General features: G+C 65.7%; 16 protein-coding genes and 1 tRNA gene. 12 read left to right on the forward strand and 5 right to left on the reverse strand.

What is annotated here, in order from left to right; translation table 11 throughout:
- Nucleotides 1-84: 84 nt before the first annotated feature.
- Nucleotides 85-900 (reverse strand): flagellar basal-body rod protein FlgF, encoded by an 816-nt coding sequence (gene flgF, locus DSAT_RS03560; RefSeq protein WP_020886218.1) that lies wholly within the window; start codon nucleotides 898-900, stop codon nucleotides 85-87.
- Between the two features lie 129 nt (nucleotides 901-1,029).
- Between flgF and DSAT_RS03565 the strand changes: the two genes are divergently transcribed.
- From DSAT_RS03565 to pnp, 11 genes are all read left to right on the forward strand, one after another.
- Nucleotides 1,030-1,105: transfer RNA gene (locus DSAT_RS03565), tRNA-Gly, on the forward strand.
- Between the two features lie 130 nt (nucleotides 1,106-1,235).
- Nucleotides 1,236-1,736, forward strand: a complete 501-nt coding sequence (gene rimP / locus DSAT_RS03570; RefSeq protein ID WP_020886219.1) for a ribosome maturation factor RimP — start codon at nucleotides 1,236-1,238, stop codon at nucleotides 1,734-1,736.
- Nucleotides 1,737-1,785: 49 nt separating this feature from the next.
- Nucleotides 1,786-3,147, forward strand: a complete 1,362-nt coding sequence (gene nusA, locus DSAT_RS03575) for a transcription termination factor NusA (protein WP_020886220.1) — start codon at nucleotides 1,786-1,788, stop codon at nucleotides 3,145-3,147.
- A 25-nt stretch (nucleotides 3,148-3,172) separates the two neighbouring features.
- The gene (locus DSAT_RS15080; protein ID WP_268870151.1) at nucleotides 3,173-3,367 is read left to right on the forward strand and encodes a DUF448 domain-containing protein; all 195 of its coding nucleotides are present in this window, start codon (nucleotides 3,173-3,175) and stop codon (nucleotides 3,365-3,367) included.
- Nucleotides 3,367-6,258 (forward strand): translation initiation factor IF-2, encoded by a 2,892-nt coding sequence (infB, locus tag DSAT_RS03580; protein WP_020886221.1) that lies wholly within the window; start codon nucleotides 3,367-3,369, stop codon nucleotides 6,256-6,258. The genes DSAT_RS15080 and infB overlap by 1 nt, the downstream gene beginning before the upstream one ends.
- Before the next feature lie 131 nt (nucleotides 6,259-6,389).
- Nucleotides 6,390-6,686 carry a DUF503 domain-containing protein gene (locus DSAT_RS03585; protein ID WP_020886222.1) on the forward strand — a complete coding sequence of 99 codons (297 nt, stop codon included), beginning with the start codon at nucleotides 6,390-6,392 and terminating at the stop codon, nucleotides 6,684-6,686.
- Complete coding sequence (gene rbfA, locus DSAT_RS03590) at nucleotides 6,683-7,015, forward strand: 30S ribosome-binding factor RbfA (protein ID WP_020886223.1); 333 nt, start codon at nucleotides 6,683-6,685, stop codon at nucleotides 7,013-7,015. The genes DSAT_RS03585 and rbfA overlap by 4 nt, the downstream gene beginning before the upstream one ends.
- Nucleotides 6,999-7,982, forward strand: a complete 984-nt coding sequence (locus tag DSAT_RS03595; RefSeq protein ID WP_020886224.1) for a DHH family phosphoesterase — start codon at nucleotides 6,999-7,001, stop codon at nucleotides 7,980-7,982. Before rbfA ends, DSAT_RS03595 begins: the two co-directional genes overlap by 17 nt.
- Complete coding sequence (gene truB / locus DSAT_RS03600; protein WP_020886225.1) at nucleotides 7,979-8,902, forward strand: tRNA pseudouridine(55) synthase TruB; 924 nt, start codon at nucleotides 7,979-7,981, stop codon at nucleotides 8,900-8,902. Before DSAT_RS03595 ends, truB begins: the two co-directional genes overlap by 4 nt.
- A 52-nt stretch (nucleotides 8,903-8,954) precedes the next feature.
- Complete coding sequence (rpsO, locus tag DSAT_RS03605) at nucleotides 8,955-9,224, forward strand: 30S ribosomal protein S15 (protein WP_020886226.1); 270 nt, start codon at nucleotides 8,955-8,957, stop codon at nucleotides 9,222-9,224.
- A gap of 156 nt (nucleotides 9,225-9,380) precedes the next feature.
- Nucleotides 9,381-11,621 (forward strand): polyribonucleotide nucleotidyltransferase, encoded by a 2,241-nt coding sequence (pnp, locus tag DSAT_RS03610; protein ID WP_020886227.1) that lies wholly within the window; start codon nucleotides 9,381-9,383, stop codon nucleotides 11,619-11,621.
- 270 nt (nucleotides 11,622-11,891) lie between these two features.
- On the opposite strand, the gene DSAT_RS03615 is transcribed toward pnp, so the two are convergent.
- The 4 genes from DSAT_RS03615 to amrB are packed head-to-tail and all read right to left on the reverse strand — an operon-like array spanning nucleotide 11,892 to nucleotide 15,399.
- A complete protein-coding gene (locus tag DSAT_RS03615; protein ID WP_020886228.1) occupies nucleotides 11,892-12,632 on the reverse strand; it encodes an ATP-binding protein in 741 nt (246 codons plus the stop codon).
- Between the two features lie 2 nt (nucleotides 12,633-12,634).
- Nucleotides 12,635-13,837: a PP2C family protein-serine/threonine phosphatase gene (locus tag DSAT_RS03620; protein ID WP_020886229.1), complete on the reverse strand. Its 1,203-nt coding sequence runs from the start codon at nucleotides 13,835-13,837 to the stop codon at nucleotides 12,635-12,637.
- The gene (locus DSAT_RS03625; RefSeq protein WP_020886230.1) at nucleotides 13,834-14,577 is read right to left on the reverse strand and encodes a hypothetical protein; all 744 of its coding nucleotides are present in this window, start codon (nucleotides 14,575-14,577) and stop codon (nucleotides 13,834-13,836) included. The genes DSAT_RS03620 and DSAT_RS03625 overlap by 4 nt, the downstream gene beginning before the upstream one ends.
- 12 nt (nucleotides 14,578-14,589) lie before the next feature.
- Nucleotides 14,590-15,399 carry an AmmeMemoRadiSam system protein B gene (amrB, locus tag DSAT_RS03630; protein WP_020886231.1) on the reverse strand — a complete coding sequence of 270 codons (810 nt, stop codon included), beginning with the start codon at nucleotides 15,397-15,399 and terminating at the stop codon, nucleotides 14,590-14,592.
- Nucleotides 15,400-15,572: 173 nt separating this feature from the next.
- On the opposite strand from amrB, the gene rocF reads away from it, so the two are divergent.
- Entirely contained in the window at nucleotides 15,573-16,538 is a 966-nt protein-coding gene (gene rocF / locus DSAT_RS03635; protein WP_020886232.1) for an arginase, read from the forward strand.
- Nucleotide 16,539 lies beyond the last annotated feature (1 nt).

The following is a 16,539-nucleotide window of genomic DNA, read 5'->3' on the forward strand; positions in this document are numbered from 1 at the left end:
GCGATTCCTCCTTGCAAGGCTTTTGAAAAACACCGTGTCGCAAAATGTTCCAAAAGCGCCGGATAGTGCTTTCTCAACATTGCGCTATGCCTTCGAGGCCACGGCGATGACGCGTTTGTCGATCGTATCCGTGCCCTGCATGATCTTGCTGTAGGCCTCGAACGAACGGTTGGCCGCGATCATGCGCACCATTTCCGTGACCACCTCCACATTGGAGGCTTCGAGATATCCCTGGTTGACCGTGGCCCTGACGATCATCTGTTCGGCCTCCTCGGCGGCCACTGCGAGCCCGGCCTCGATCTCCTCCTCCCCCTCGGGAGCGCGGAAGAGGTTGTTGCCGATCTTTTCCAGCCGAGCCGGGTCGGGCACCGTGACCACGTCGATCTGGCCGAGCTCCTGCTCGCCCGCGCGCACGTTGCCAGCGTGATCGATGAGCACCGTGGCGGAAAGCGGAACGGTGACGGGACCGCCGCCCGCCATGAGCAGGTTGCCGTTGCCGTCAACGATCTGACCGTCCGCGTCGAGACCGAAGTTGCCGTTGCGGGTCAGAAACATCTCCCCGGTCTGCGGGTTCTGCACCCGGAAGAAACCGTCCCCTTGCAGCGCCAAATCCAGCGGGTTTCCCGTCACGCGTAGCGATCCCTGGGTGTGGTCCGTGTATTGGTCGGCGAGGCGGGGCTTGGCCATCACCGAAGGCTCGGGCCACAGGGGATCGGCCCGCAAAAACGGCTTGGAATCGAGAATGTAGTCGTGGGCGAAGCGCAGGAAGGTGTCCGCGAAGGTCACTTGATCCTGCTTGTAGCCCGTGGTGTTCACATTCGCCAAGTTATTGGCGATGACGTTCAAACGGTGTTCGTTGGACAAAGCCCCGAACAAGGCGCTGTACATGCTGTCTTGCATGGGTGCGGTCCTCCTCGGCATGCCGACATGCAATCCCTGGGCCACTCAACCCTGCCGGACGGGGTTCTTTTTTTTGCGACCGCTTGACATCGCCATGAGATATGGTATGAACTCTCGCTCTTGATGTGAGCGGGTGTAGCTCAGCTGGTAGAGTACAAGCTTCCCAAGCTTGGTGTCGCGGGTTCGATCCCCGTCGCCCGCTCCAAAATCTCCGTTCCGCCTTCTGGGAACGGGCCTTCTTCGGCATGTTGTGGGAGGTGGCTTTCGCCACCTTTTTATTTGGCGCCGAGAGGGCGGGGCGCGGCGGCGCCGCGCAAGGACCGGACTGACGTTTTATGGATACCACGAATCTCGCTGACACTCTCGAAAGGCTCATCGCCCCCGTGGTCGCGGGCCTGGGCCTTGAACTCTACGGCCTGGAACTCGTCGGCGGCGAGGGCCAGTTGATCGTGCGCGTCTACATCGAGCGCGAGGGTGGCGTGACAATCGACGACTGCGCCACGGTCAGCAGACACATCGGCCTCCTGCTCGACGTCGAGGACCCCATCCCGGGGCGCTACGCGCTGGAAGTGTCCTCGCCGGGCCTGGAGAGACCCCTGTTCACTCCGGCCCAGGCCGCGTCCCACGTGGGCGCCACGGTCGAGGTGCGGCTGCACGCGCCCCTTCCCGACGTGCCGGGCCGCCGCAATTTCAAAGGAGAACTGACCGGGGTGAACGGCGACACGATGCATGTCGCGGTGGACGGCGTGAGCTACGCCCTGCCCTTTTCCCACGTGGCCAAATGCCGCCTGCGCATCACCGACTGGGACGCGGTCAAGAAAGGCGCGCATTCCTGAAATATATCACTGATACTCTTTTGCGACGCACGATTTCCCCGGAGGGGTCATGAGCACCGAACTCAAAAAGGCCATCGATCAGATCAGCAAGGATCGCGGCATCGACCGCGACCTCCTCGTGGACACGCTTGAGGAGGCCGTCCGCACCTCGGTCCTGCGCAAATACGGCGAGCACATCGACGTCGAAGTCTCCTTCAACGACGATACCGGCGAAATCGAAGTCTTCCAATTCAAGGTCGTGGTGGACGAGGTCGAAGACGAACTGACCGAGATCGCCCTTGAGGACGCCAAGGCGCACGACCCCAACGTCCAGATCGACGACGATCTGGGCTTCAAGCTCGAAATCCACGATCTGGGACGCATCGCAGCGCAAAGCGCCAAGCAGGTCATCATCCAGCGCATGCGCGACGCCGAACAGGAAATCATCTACGAGGAATACAAAGACCGCATCGGCGAGATCGTCTCTGGCATCATCCAGCGCCGCGACCGCACCGGGTGGATCATCAACCTCGGCCGCACCGAGGCCCTGCTCCCCAAGGAGGAGCAGATCCCCAAGGAACGCTACAAGCGCGGCGACCGCGTGCAGGGCTACGTGATCAACGTCCTCAAGGAAGGCCGCGGTCCGCAGGTTCTCATCTCCCGTTCGCACCCCGACTACATGACCGCGCTGTTCAAGCGCGAGGTGCCTGAGGTCTCCGACGGCACAGTGCGTATCATGGGCGTGGCGCGCGATCCGGGCAGCCGGGCCAAGGTGGCCGTGATGTCGCGCGACCGCGACGTCGATCCCGTGGGCGCGTGCGTGGGCATCCGGGGCAGCCGCATCCAGGCCGTGGTCCAAGAATTCAGGGGCGAGCGCATCGACATCGTAGTCTGGAAGCCCGACATCGCCGACTATGCGCGCAACGCCCTCTCCCCGGCGCTGATCACGCGCATCACCGTGGACGAGGAGGACAAGCTCCTCGAAGTGGTGGTTCCCGACGACCAGCTCACCCTGGCCATCGGCCGCAAAGGGCAAAACGTCAAACTGGCCTCCAAACTCCTGGGCTGGAAGATCGACATCTTCACCGAGACCCGCTACGGCGAGTTGCACGTGGCCCGCGAGTCTATGGAGCAGGTGGCGGCCGTGGCGGAAATGCCGGTGGAACGCTTCCTGAACGCCGGGTTCGAGACCCTCGAACAGCTTCTCGAAGCCGACGACGAGGCCCTTTTGGCCATCACCGGAATGAGCGAGGAAAAGCTCGGCCATGTGCGTGGCGCGGTGCGCCTGCTCATGCCGAGCAAGCCCCTGGAGCCGGAAGAATCCCTGGAGGAATCGGGGGAGATGGGCGAGGAGCCCGTACAGACCGAAACTTCGGACGGAAAACCGGCGGCCACGGAAGAGGCCGCCACCGACAAGGACGATGTCCAGTAGAAAGCACACGCCCCTGCGCACCTGCATGGTCTGCCGGGGGCGTTTTGAAAAATGGAGTCTTATGCGCTACGTCTGCCCGGACACGCCTGACGGCCAACTGCGATTCGATCCGCGGCAACGGCTTGCGGGAAGAGGCTTTTACTGTTGCGGGCGTCGGGAGTGCCAGGCGCGGCTGCCTGCCCTGAAGGGCTGGCGGAAGAAATGCAAGGGGGTTTTTTGATGGGAAGCATCAAGGTGCGGGATCTCGCCGCCGATCTCGGCGTCAGCTACAAGGAGATCCTTCAGGTGCTCCGCGACCTGGATATCCAGGTCAAGAGCCAGGTCAGCACCCTTGAGGACGATGAGGCGAAGCTCGTTCGCCAGCGGCTCGCGCAGGGCGTGACCGTGACCGAAGTCATCAAGGAAGTGCAGCCCGGCGTGGTGCGCCGCCGCCGCAAGAAGGTCCTGCCCTCCGGAACCGAGGAGGCCGGCGAAGCTGCCGAGACGCCCATCGAGGAGACCCCGCTCGAAGTCGAGGTCGCGCCTCCCGTCGAGGAGCCCGTCGCCCCCGAGACCGCCGAGAGCGACATCTCGGCCGAAGGCGACGAGGACCGTGAGTTGCGCGAGGCCGCTGCACGCGACGCTGAGTTTCCCGAATTCGCCGAGCCCGAGCCGGAAAAAACCCCGGCCAAGATCAAGGAGCGCTTCGCGCGCGTCATCGCTCCGGTGAAAGCGCCCGAAGCCGAAGCTCCCGCCGTCCAGGCGGCCGAAAGCGACGTCTCCGCGTCCGAGGCCGCGAGCGACGCAGCCGGACAGACGGCCCCTGAAGCGAGCGAGGAAAAGCCCGTGCTTGAGGCCGAAGAGACCGGGGAGCGCGAAACTGCCGAAGAGACGCCTGCCGAAGCCGAGGCAAAAGTCGAGGCCGAAACTCCGGCCGAAACCGAGGTTCCTTCCGAGGAGCGTGCCGACGCCGATGCACGGGGCCGCAAGAAAGACAAGGACAAGAAAAAGGAAAAATTCTCCGGGCCGCAGGTGCGCATCATCTCCAGGCCCGACCCGGCGGCGGCCAAACCCGCTCCCAAGCCCGCTCCCAGACCCGCCGCGCCCGGTACGCCCGGTGCGCCCGCGGGCGACGACGCGCGGGCCCCGCGCCGCGACCGCCGCGTGGTCGAGTTCCGCAACACGCCCGCGCCCGAGGCGCCGCGCCCGGCCGCCCCGGCCCGTCCCACCGACGGCAAGGGCAAGAAAGGTAAGAAGGGCAAGCGCGAGCATCCGGGAGCTTCTCGCCGCGAGGACATGGCGCCCAAGCATCTGATGCAGCCGCGCCGCGGCCAGCAGCCCGTGGCGCAGCCGCAGACCACGCAGCCCATGAAGGCCGCCAAGCGCAAGCTCAGGATCGAGGACGCCATCCGCGTGGGCGACATGGCCCATCAGATGGGCGTCAAGGCCCCGGAGATCATCCGCGTGCTCATGGGCCTGGGCGTGCTCGCGACCATCAACCAGTCGCTCGATATCGAGACCGCCGGAGTAGTGGCCACCGAGTTCGGCTACGAGGTCGAGAAGGTCGGCTTCTCCGAGGAGACCTTCCTGATCCCCTCCGAGACGGACAAGCCCGAGGACATGAAGCCCAGGCCGCCGGTCGTGACCATCATGGGCCACGTGGACCACGGCAAGACCTCGCTGCTCGACGCCATCCGCAGCTCCGACGTGACCGCCGGCGAAGCGGGCGGCATCACGCAGCACATCGGCGCCTACCACGTCCAGACTGCGCGCGGCGAAGTCGTCTTCCTCGACACCCCGGGCCACGAGGCCTTCACCGCCATGCGCGCCCGAGGCGCCAAGGTCACGGACATCGTGGTCCTGGTCGTGGCGGCCGACGACGGCGTCATGGAGCAGACCCGCGAGGCCATCAACCACTCCAAGGCCGCGGGCGTTCCGCTCGTCGTGGCTGTGAACAAGATGGACAAGGAAGGGGCCAACCCCGACCGTGTCAAGCGCGAACTCTCCGAACTGGGAATGATGCCCGAGGAGTGGGGCGGCGAGACGATCTATGCCTACGTTTCGGCCAAACAACGCCAGGGGCTCGACGAGCTTCTGGAGATGATCCTCCTGCAGGCCGAGGTCCTGGAACTCAAGGCCAACCCCGACAAGCCCGCGCGCGGTCACATCGTCGAGGCCAAACTCGATAAGGGACGCGGCTCGCTGGGCACGCTGCTCATCTCGGAAGGCACCCTGCGCCAGGGCGACGCCTTCGTTTGCGGCCTGCAATGGGGCAAGGTCCGCGCCATGTTCAACGACCAGGGCAAAAAGATCAAGAAGGCCGGCCCGGCCATGCCGGTCGAGGTGCAGGGCTTCGACGGCCTGCCCGAGGCAGGCGACGAGTTCGTCTGCGTGGCCGACGAAAAGGTCGCCCGCCGCATCGCCGACGAACGGCAGATGAAGCAGCGCGAGCGCGAACTGGCCAAGGAGTCCAAGGTTACCCTGGAATCCTTCCTCAAGTCCAAACCCGACCAGGACGTCAAGACCCTAAACCTCGTGGTCAAAACCGACGTGCAGGGCTCGCTCGAAGCCATCGCCGACGCCCTGGCCAAGGCCAGCACCGAGAAGGTCAAGATCAACATCATCCACTCGGGCGCCGGCGCCATCACCGAATCCGATATCCTGCTCGCCTCGGCCTCCGAGGCCATCATCATCGGCTTCAACGTGCGGCCGAACGCCAAGGTCAAGGACGTGGCCGACCAGCAGCACGTGGAAATCCGCTTCTACGACATCATCTACAAGCTGGTGGGCGAAATCAGGGACGCCATGGCGGGCATGCTCGCCCCGGTCATCTCCGAGAACTACCTGGGCCAGGCCGAGGTGCGCGAACTCTACCACATTTCGCGCATCGGCACGATCGCGGGTTGTGGCGTCATCGACGGCAAGATCCGGCGCGACGCCAAAATCCGCCTTATCCGCGACGGCGTGGTCGTGCACACGGGCGAGATGAGCTCGCTCAAGCGCTTCAAGGACGACGTCAAGGAAGTCTCCAAGGGCTACGAGTGCGGCATCACCATCAACAACTACAACGACATCAAGACGGGCGACATCATCGAGGCCTTCGAATTCGTCGAATCCGCGGCCACCTTGTAGCGCTTCCCTGCCCTGGGCGGTCTGTGCGGGCCGCCCAGGGCAGGAGCGCGGGCGCCTCCCGCGTGAGCGCGCCCGGCGGCCCGAAGCCGGAACCGGCCGCCGCAACGCCCCTCGACCGGACCTGATTAAGCATGTATATTGGCATATTGCGCATGGAGTTTCGGCTGCACGGCAACGACAGCCTCAAGGGAAAACGCCGCGTGGCGCAAAGCCTGAAGATGAAACTGCGCTCCAAGTTCAACGTGGCCGTTTCCGAGGTCGGCGCCCAGGACGAGCACGGCAGGCTTCTGCTCGCCGCCGTGACCTGCGGCCCTGACTACAAGACCATCGAGGGGCGACTGCAGAAGGCCCTGAACATGGTCGAGGCAGCCAGCGACGAAGACCTGGCTGACGTGGAAATCGAGATTTTCGACGACGAGGCACGATGAAACACGCAACCTCCCGCCGCGCCGACCGCGCGGGCGACCTGATCATGCGCGAGATCGCGCGCCTTCTGGCCGAGGAAGTGGCCGACCCGCGCCTCGAACTGGTCACGGTCAGCGGCGTGCGCCTGAACGCGGATTTTTCCGTGGCTTTGGTGCTGCTCACCTATTCTGGAGGGCCTGAGCGCCACAAGCAGGTCCACGAGGCCCTTGACCGGGCCAGGGGTTTTCTGCGCTCGCGCCTGGGCAAGGCTCTGAAGATGAAGAAAATTCCCGAACTGCGCTTCCAGGACGACGAGTTCCTTGAGGAAATGGTCTATGAGCGCCGTCCGTGACGAAATCGTCCGCATCCTGCGCGAGGAGGACGGATTTCTCATCGCCTCGCACACCAACCCCGACGGCGACGCCATAGGTTCCATGGCCGCCATGGGCTGGCTGCTCGCCTCGCTGGGCAAGCGGTTCGCGCTCTACAACCGCTCCGGCCTGCCCGCGTCCTTCGACTGGCTGGAGCTGCCCGCGCCGATCCACACCGACCTGCCCGCCGGGGACTACCCCTGGATCATCTCGCTCGACTGCGGCGACCTCTCGCGCGTGGGTCCGGACATGGCCGCCGTGTGGCCGCTGCGCAGCAGCATCAACATCGACCACCACCTTGGCAATCCCGAGTTCGCCACCGTGAACTGGGTGCGCAAGAGCTATTCGAGCACGGGCGAGATGGTGGCGAAGCTCGCCCGCGACTTGGACGTTCCCCTGAGCGGAGCGCTCGGCGAGGCGGTCTACCTCTCCATCGTCACGGACACCGGCTGGTTCAGCTACGACAGCACCACCACGCACACCCTTGCCCTGGCCTCGCGGATCATGGAGCTCGGCCTGCGCCCCGGCCCGATCAACGCCAAGATCCAGAACCAGTGGACGCCCGCCCGCATCTGCCTGATGCGAGACGTATTGGGCAAGGCCGTGCTCCTGAACAAGGGACGCATCGGCCTCATCAATATCACCAAAGAAGTGATGCAGGCCTGCGAGGCCGACATCGCCGACACGGACGGACTGATCAACATGCTGCGCCGAGTGCGCGGCGTGCTCATCGCCATCGCCCTGCGCGAGGAGCCCGACGGATCCATCAAATTCTCGCTGCGCAGCCACGGCGAGGTCAACGTGCAACAAGTGGCCGCCCGCTTCGGCGGCGGCGGCCACAAGAACGCCAGCGGCGGCTCCGTCGCCCTGCCCATCGAGGAGGCCGCCGCGAACATCGTGGCCGCCTGCGCGGCCATCCTGCCCGACGGCGGGGAGACTTCCGGGTGAGCGTCCCGCGCGGCCTCCGCGAGCCGTATCCGCTGCCGCAGCTCGACGGCGTGCTCGTGCTCGACAAGCCCGTGGGGCCGACCTCCACGCATTGCCTGAACGCCATCAAGCGGCTGGGGCAGAAAAAGATCGGTCACGCCGGGACGCTCGATCCCCTGGCCTCGGGCGTGCTCGTGGTGCTGCTCGGTCAGGCCACCAAGATCGCCACATTCCTCTCCGGCGCGGTCAAGACCTATCGCGGAGCCCTCAGGTTCGGACTGACCACCGACACCTACGACAACACCGGGCAGGTACTGACCGAGGCGGACTGGCGCGGGCTCGACCCCGAGGCCGTGCGCAAGGCCGTGCTTGACTGGACGGCCGAGACAGTGCAGGAAGTCCCTGCGTACTCCGCCGCCAAACATCAGGGAAAGCCGCTCTACGCCCTGGCCCGGGCAGGGCAGGAAGTTCCCGTCAAAACCAAGGAAATAACGGTTTTCGGGGCCGAGGCACTTGACATTGCCTTGCCGGAGACCGAATTTCGTGTGACCTGCTCCGCAGGCACCTATGTCCGCTCCCTGGTCCACAGCCTGGGGAAGCGGTTTGGCTGCGGCGCCGTCATGACCGCGCTCAGGCGCGAGGAAAGCCGCCCGTTCACCCTGGAACAGGCCGTGACGCTTCAGGAGGTGCTCGACGAACCGGGAATCGTTTCCGGACGGCTCGTGAGCATCCCCGACGCGTTACCCGACTGGCCCAAGGCGCCGCTCACGGCGCACGAGGTCGCCCAGGTCAAAAACGGGGTCAGGCTCTCCGCGCGAGGACAGGCCGGCGAGGGAGCGCGCGCGTTGTTTTGCGATGAAAACGGCGCGCCCGTGGCCCTTGCCGAAACCGTGTCCGAGGCCCGCGATATTCGCTGGGCCATCCTGCGCGGCCTGTGGTAGCCGCCTGACCCTCAAAACCTCAACAAAACATCATCGAGAAAGGAGAACCGCTGTGGTCATGACGCCCGACCAGAAGGAACAGGTCATCAAGGATTACGCCAAACACGAAGGCGACACCGGCTCGCCCGAGGTGCAGGTGGCCCTTTTGACCAACCGCATCACCTACCTGACCGAACACTTCAAGGTCCATTCCAAGGACTTCCACTCCCGCACGGGTCTGTTGAAGCTCGTCGGCCAGCGCCGCAAGCTGCTCAACTACCTGAAGAACAAGGACGTCGCGCGTTACCGCGAGCTGATCACCCGGCTCGGGCTGCGCAAGTAGCTTCCCCCGCCCGGCCCCTCCCGTGAGAGGGGCCGGGCGACACGCGATCCCTCGGAGCGGGGTTAGTTGGCTGTGGCGGGCGCTTTTCGCGCAGAGCCCTCTCCACAGCCCAGCTAACGCTCCAGGGACGAGAACACCCAACCCAAGGAGCATTCAATGCCCGTACCTTTCGAGAAGACCAGTCTGACGGCCACCATCGGCGGCATCGACATCACCATGGAGACCGGCCGCATGGCCAACCAGGCCGACGGTGCAGTCTGGATCCAGTCCGGCGGGACCGTGGTCCTGGTGACCGCCTGCAGCCAGACCCTGGACATCGACCGTGGCTTCTTTCCGCTGACCTGCAACTACCAGGAGATGTTCTACGCGGCCGGCCGCATCCCCGGCTCCTACTTCCGCCGCGAAGTGGGCCGCCCGTCCGAGCGCGAGACCCTGATCTCGCGCCTCATCGACCGCCCGCTGCGTCCGCTCTTCCCCAAGGGCTTCAAGGACGAGACTCAGATCATCGCCACCGTGCTCTCGGCCGACCGCCACACCAGCCCCGACGTGCTGGCCCTGACCGGCGCCTCGGCCGCCCTGCACATCTCCTCCATTCCCTGGGGCGGGCCCATTGCCTGCGCGCGCGTCGGCTACGTGGACGGCTCCTTCGTCCTCTTCCCGACTTACAAGGGCATGGCCGACAACACCGACCTCAACCTGGTCCTGGCGGCCACGCGCGATGCCGTGGTCATGGTCGAAGGTGCGGCCAAGTTCCTGCCCGAAGACCTCATCGCCGAGGCCATCGAGTGGGGCCACAAGCAGATCCTGCCGCTCATCGACATGCAGGAGGAACTGCGCGCCAAGGTGGGCAAGCCCAAGCGCCTGTTCACCCCGCCCCTTGAAAACAAGGAGCTGGTCGAGGCGGTCTTCGAATTCGCCCGCGCCGACATGGCCGAGGCCCTGGCCGTAACCGAAAAGATGCCGCGCCGCGCCGCCATGCAGGCCGTGCGCACGAAAGCCCGCGAGGCGCTGGCCGAGCGCTTCGTGGACGATCTCGCCTTTGACAAGCACCTCTCCGAGGCCCTGGACGCCCTGGAGAAGCAGATCGTGCGCGAGAAGATCCGCACCACGGGGCGGCGCATCGACGGCCGCGACCTGACCACGGTGCGGCCCCTGTCCATCGAGGTCGGCCTGCTGCCCCAGGCGCACGGCTCCTCGCTCTTCAGGCGCGGCGAGACGAGTGCGCTGTGCGTGACCACGCTCGGTTCCTCCCGCGACGAACAGCGCATCGAGACGCTGACCGGCGAGACGACCAAGAACTTCATGCTGCACTACAACTTCCCGCCCTACTGCGTGGGCGAGGCGCGCATGCTGCGCGCTCCCTCGCGCCGCGAGGTGGGCCACGGCAACCTGGCCGAGCGCGCCCTGCTCGCGGTCATGCCCGAGAACGGCGAGTTCCCCTTCACCGTGCGCGTGGTCTCCGAGGTCATGGAGTCCAACGGCTCCTCGTCCATGGCCTCGGTCTGCGGCGGCTGCCTGGCGCTGATGGACGCGGGCGTGCCCATCAAGGCCCCGGTGGCGGGCATCGCCATGGGCCTTTGCAAGGTCGGCGACGAGTTCTTCGTGCTCACCGACATCCTCGGCGACGAGGACGCCCTGGGCGACATGGACTTCAAGCTCGCGGGCACTGCCGAGGGCATCACCGCCGTGCAGATGGACATCAAGATCTCGGGCATTCCCAAGGAGGTGCTGCGCCGCGCCCTGCTGCAAAGCCGCGACGCGCGCCTGCACATCCTCTCCGAGATGTCCACGGTGCTCGAAACTCCGCGCGAGAACCTTTCCGATCTCGCGCCGCAGTACAAGACCGTGGTCATCAACCCCGAGAAGATCCGCGAGGTCATCGGTTCCGGGGGCAAGAACATCAAGGCCATCACCGCCGCCACCGAGGCCGACATCGACATCGAGGACACCGGCCACATCAAGATATTCGCGCCGACCCTCGAATCCCTGAAGAAGGCCGAGGAGATGATCCTCTACTACGACCAGACCGCCGAGGTCGGGGCCAACTACGCGGGCAAGGTCATCAAGATCATCGACTGCGGCGCGATCGTGGAAATCCTGCCCGGCCTCGAAGGGCTCCTGCACGTCTCCCAACTTGACGTGGAGCGCGTGGAGAACGTCTCCGACCTGCTGGCCGTGGGCCAGGAGGTCATGGTCAAGGTCGTGGAGGTCCAGCCCGGCGGCCGCGTTCGCCTCTCCCGCAAGGCTTGGCTCATGGAGCAGGCCGGACAGGAAGTGGATCTGTCCAGCTTCAGCGCCCCCAGGGGCGGCGGAGGCCGCGGAGGTGACCGCTGCGATCGCGGCGGACGCGGTGGAGATCGCGGCGGACGCGGCGGAGACCGGGGCGGCCGCAGGTAGCATCCCCAAGGGGCCCGCGCGCGGGAGAGGCTTCGCGGACCTTCCCGCCTAGCCGCTCCCCATCCCTTCCCATATGAAACGCCGACGGGCGGCCCCGCGAGGGGCCGCCCTCGTTTTTCTCGACGTGAACGGAGTACGGGAACTCCCCGACCCGGTCGAAATGGAGCGCATCACCCAGGGAGTTGTTGCAGGCCGGATCGGGAAGGAAGAACTCAGCACATGGTTCACGGCCGTCTGCATGGGTGACGGCGATCCAAAACGATAGCCTGCCTACCCTTCCCCGGCCTTTTGCACCGCGAAGTGGCTGGTCAGCCGCATGGCGTGAAGCAGAGCGTGAATTCTCGGGGCCACGTTGATGAGCGAGAGCCCGCCACCGCGCGCCCGCAGTGTGTTGTGCACGGCCACGAAAAGCCCCATGCCCAGGGAATCCACCATGCCCACGCCGTCCAGATCCATGGTCAGCCGCGGCTCGCTCTCCGCGAGCAGCCCGGCGATCTCGACCCGCACCCCCTCCACCGTAGAGGCCACCAAGTCGCGGCCAGGCCGGAAAGTGATGCCATCCGCCGTAGCCGAGACCGAGGATTGCGGTCGGCCCGCGCAGTCATAACGTTTGCTGAACGTCAATTCGTTGCCCGCCTCGTTGAAGTTCACCGTGTCGGCGTGAGCGCGGATGAGGTGGAATCCCCTTCCGTGTTCGTCGTCCGGCTCAGGCTCGCGTCTTGGAAGTGCGCGCCAATCGAATCCCGGCCCCGGGTCGCGCACGAGCACGGTCAGCACGTCGTCCGTCAGGGTCAGTTCGCAGAAGACCTTGGCGCCCTGCCGTCCGGCACAGCCATGCAGCATGGCGTTGGACAACGCCTCGCGCAGGGCGAGGCTCAGGTCGAAGGTGTCCACCTCCCCGCATTCCTGTCTGAGAAAGCGCTCCGATATGGCGCAGATGTGGTCGATGTTCTCGACGTCGGCCGTGGCCTGAAAAACCACCATGCCCAAGCGGCGAAGCGTTACGAGCATCTTCAAGCCTCCACTGCGAGCAGGACGGCATCGTCGCACATGGCGCGCCCGTCACACACGACTTGCCGGACGTGCTCCACGGCCTGCGGAAGCGGCAACCCCCGCGCCTGCCCGCAGGCGGTCCCGAGTCGCTCCATGCCTTCGAACAGCCCGCCCCGAGCCGGGTCCTCGACCAATCCATCGGTATACAGATACACGCGGTCTCCCGGCTCCACGGCCATGGAAAGCGGCAGCAGGGTCACGCTCTCGAATACCCCGAGGATGTCGCCCGGGGTTTCGAGCAGCCTGGGCTCCCCTCCCGAGGCGGGAACCAGGACGCCCGGTGGGTGGCCGCAGGAAAAGTACGTGATGCGGTTGCGCCGGGCGTTGAGCGTCAGGTAGCAGGCGGTCAGAAAAACCCCGGAGGGTAACACGTGCCCGAGCACGCGGTTGATCGCGACCAGCGTTTCCGCGGGCGTGTACAGCGGGCCCGAGTTCTGGCGCACCAGCGCTTTCAGTCCGGCAGTGGCGAAAGAAGCCTTGAGATCGTGCCCGCTGATGTCGGCCACGAAATAGCCGTGCCCGTCACCGGCGGGAATCACATCGTAGAAGTCGCCCCCCGCTTCGAGCACCGGCTGATAGGACACCGCGAAGCCCGCCTGGGGCATGTCTTCGGGGCGAATCAGGATGGCCTGCTGCGCGTCGCGCACCTGGTTCAGGCGTTCGGCCTGGGCCGCGATGACAGTCTCGTAGGCCGCCACGAGCTTCAGCGAGTTGCGGATGCGCGCCAGCACCTCGCGGAATTCGAAGGGTTTGGTCACATAATCCACGGCCCCGAGGTCGAGGCCACGCACCTTGGTTTCCACGTCGGTCAGGGCCGAAAGCAGGATGACGGGCGTGGAGGCCGTTTGGTGATCCGCCTTGAGCTTGGTCAACGTCTCAAGGCCCGATTCGCCGGGCATCATGATGTCCAGAAGGATCAGATCGGGCCGGTGCCGCTGGGCGAGCGCGCGCCCCTCGGGGCCGTTCGCGGCCAAAAGAACTCCGAACCCCTCCCCCGTGAGCATTTTTTCGAGGGTGTAGCGGTTCAGGTGCTCGTCGTCCACGACGAGCACACATGGAAATGCGGCGGCGTTTCGACCGTCCGCGCTGCAAGCCCCTCTGTTCTCCAGATACTCTTCCCTCCCCCGTGCGTCGCAGGCGCACACGGCACCCGTTGCGCTCATCTGGCTTCGGCCTTTTCGTCGAAGACGTGCGCCACCGGAAGCGTGTAAGGAGTCACGACTCCCTCGTGAGCCACGAGCAGGGTTACACGCTCAATGCCCACGCCACCCGGGAAATAGACGTAGCCCACCTTGGTGTAACTCGGCGGCACCGGCTCCGACGTCCAGGCATAGCTCGAAAGCTCCCTGAGCACGGTGCGCCTGGTTTCGCTCTCCGACCCCCAGCCTCCGGCCACTGCGCCGCCCATGGCGCCGGCTGCACCACCAATGACAGCGCCCTTCCAGATATTGTCGCCGCCGCCGATGGTGCCGAGCAAGGCGCCGATTCCCGCGCCCAGCACCGCGCCAAGCGCGCCAGTGCGCGCGGCGTCGCCCGCCGTGACCGAGAACGCCTCGGAACGGGTCACGAGTTCCGTGGCCTCGTCGATACTGTAGGGCAGAAACTCGCCCTGCGGGCCGATACCGCGCAGTTGGGAGTATTCCACCACGTAGGACTTGTCCGAGGAATTCTTGAAGACAAGAAAGACCGGTTCGAGCCCGGCCTTGCGGTAGTCCATGCCCTCACCGAAATAGGCGTAACCCACGGCCGCGATGCCGTAATCTGCGGTCTTGACCGAGCCCGGCACGGTATCGGGATCGGCCACCTTGCGCGGTTGCGGCAGCGGCTGGCGGCTGGCGCAGGCGGATATCATGATCGCGCACAGCACAAGGGCCAGGACGCGAAAACGCGGTGCATGACGCATGAGGATTTCCTCCTAGGTGATGATGACGCCCGCATAGCCGACCACGCTCGTGTGGTCGCCCGTGGCGTCGCCCGACGTGGCGTAGGCCGCGATCCTAGCCGACGTGGCCCCGAGTTCCTCGACCGCGGCGAGTCCGAGCGTCATGGGCAACACGCCACACATGCTTATCCCGTGCCCGATCACGGTGTCGTAAAGGCCGACCGGGTCGATAGCCAGGACGTTCTCCAGGGCCAGGGCGTCGCGCTCCTTGGCCTTGTCCTCGGGCAGGTAGTGGCTCATGTCGGAGCTGACGACGATGGCCGCGCGTTCCGGCCAGGCGGCAAGCGTCTTGGCAAGCCCTTTTCCGGCCTGGATCAGGGCGTCCTTGTCACGCGCGGCAACGGCCACGGGCACGATGCGAGTGGCGTTGTTGAAGTGACGAAGAAAAGGCAGCACCACCTCCAGGGAATGTTCCCCTAGGTGCGCAGCCGTGTCGGCCGAGAATCCCGGCACCATCTGCGCCAGATGCGCCGCCAGCGGCGTGTCCACAGGCAAGCCGCCGCCGGGCAGTTCCCACACGCCGTCGGGCCACACCGCGAGCGGAGCGCCCCGGCCCGTGTGGCTCGGCCCGAGCAGCACGAGCAGATCGGGCAGGTTGGCCTGGGCCAGGGTGCGGCCGCAGACCTGCCCGGAATAGACGTATCCGGCGTGGGGCACCATGGTCAAAAGCGCCGGGGCCATGTCGGCCTCTCCCGCGCCGGTGGCGCAGGCCACGATCATCCTTTCCAGGTCGTTGCTTTGGCCGGGATAGAACTGTCCGGCGACGATGGGGGTCCGGTCCATGTCGTCCTCCTTGGGCCGCGAGGCGAAATGCTCCACGGGCAGGATTTTCCTCATAGCACAATTCAGCGCCCATGCAAACGCGCCAAAGGCATGCGCCGCTTGCTTTTCAGCCCCAAGCATCTACAATCGCCACGTGCAACCCGAAGACACTCAGCCGCAAAGGAGCCGGGCGCATGATCGCCAAGGGCAGCACCGTGAACGTGGTCGGCGTGCCACTCGACCTTGGAGTCTCAAAGCTGGGCGTGGACATGGGGCCCACGGCGCTTCGCTACGCGGGCATCTTCGAGGCCCTGGAGCACGCCGGATTCCCATATCTTGACGAAGGCGACCTGGACGTGGCCAACAACTTCGCCCTGGACCGCCTGCCTCCCGAGCGCAGGGGCACGGCCAAGCGGGCCGAAATCGCGCGCGTGGCCGAAAACCTCGGCCGCCACGTGCACGAGGCCGCCATGCGCGGGGAGACGCCGCTCGTGCTCGGCGGCGACCACTCCACGGCCATCGGGGCCATCGCCGGGCTCGCCAAGGCGCGCGGCAGACTCGGCGTCATCTGGATCGACGCCCATGCCGACGCCAACACGCCTCAGACGAGCCCCTCGGGCAACATCCACGGCATGCCTCTGGCCATCTCGCTCGGTCACGGATACCCGGATCTGGTCAACTGCCTGGGTTTCGCGCCCAAGGTGCGGCCCGAGGACGTGGTCATCATCGGCGCAAAAGACGTGGACCCGGACGAAATGGCCTTCGTGCGCGAGCAGGGTGTGGCCCTGTACTCGACCTTCGATCTGGAGCACCTGGGGCTGTCGCGAGTCATGGACGAGGCCATCGCCCGCGTGGCCCAGGGAACGGACGCGGTCTACGTGAGCTTCGACGCCGACGTGATGGACATGCACCTCGCGCCCGGCACGGGCATCATGACGCGCGGGGGTCTCACCTACCGCGAGATCACCTACGTCTGCCGAACCATCGGCGAACGCCTGCCCCTGGCGGGCCTGGACATCATCGAGGTCAACCCGCTCATGGACAAGCGCAACAGCACGGCGGAGCTGTGCGTGGAACTGGCCATGGCGCTTTTGGGCGTGAAGTGGACGGACTACGAGCGCAACTACCTGACGGCCAACCTGCCCTGCACGCCGACGTGAC

It is taken from the genome of Alkalidesulfovibrio alkalitolerans DSM 16529, from assembly GCF_000422245.1.
Taxonomy (GTDB): Bacteria; Desulfobacterota; Desulfovibrionia; order Desulfovibrionales; family Desulfovibrionaceae; genus Alkalidesulfovibrio; species Alkalidesulfovibrio alkalitolerans.